This window comes from Paraburkholderia sp. EG286B (genome assembly GCF_040965655.1).
In the GTDB taxonomy this organism is placed as follows: Bacteria; Pseudomonadota; Gammaproteobacteria; order Burkholderiales; family Burkholderiaceae; genus Paraburkholderia.
The window spans coordinates 1-630 of sequence record NZ_JBFRCF010000146.1; the positions used below are offsets into that span (position 1 = coordinate 1).

Genomic DNA, 630 nt, shown 5'->3' on the forward strand with positions numbered 1-630 from the left:
AGCTTCACACCGAGCTGTTACCGGCTCGGCATGTCCGGGTAGGGAACGGTTGATGGAACAACCGGTTTCATCAGGTCATACCTTCTCCAGTGAAACAGAAACTCAAGCGACTTTCAGGTCGCACGTGCACATCCAAACCAACGTACAGCGTGCTATCGTTCTTCATGCTGGCCTCCGTGGTGGAAGTCGCTGGGTGTGGCCCTGTCCACACCGTGCGGCTCTGGCAGCAATGCTAACCCGCGTTTGATTCCCCACGCCAGGCCAGCCCAATGCCTCACGGAAAGTCATACTGACTTAGGTTCAGACCTTCAGCCGCTCATTGGAAGGGCGTCGTTGCTCGACCGCTTACGTACGACCCACTACGCTGACAGAGGAAGCCCTGCGCCGCATCGGTGCGCTCTATGCCATCGAGGAACAGATCCGCGGCAAGCCACCGGATGAACGTCGCGGTGTGCGCCAGGCGCAGGCGTTGCCGTTGCTCGATGACCTCAAACGCTGGTTCGATGAGGCTGACCCGGTTCGACGGACGGATTTGCAGCCAGCGATTTGATGCGATCTAACCTCCGCTGAGTGTTGAGTCGCGGGTTGTCCACGGGCGGGCGGCGGGTCGCCTCTCACGACCATGACGCT

1 pseudogene is annotated in these 630 nt (G+C 59.8%); it reads left to right on the forward strand.

From position 1 onward, the window contains the following. Positions 1-361: 361 nt before the first annotated feature. A pseudogene (locus AB4Y42_RS44135) lies at positions 362-505 on the forward strand (transposase); the annotation flags it as partial. Positions 506-630: the final 125 nt, after the last annotated feature.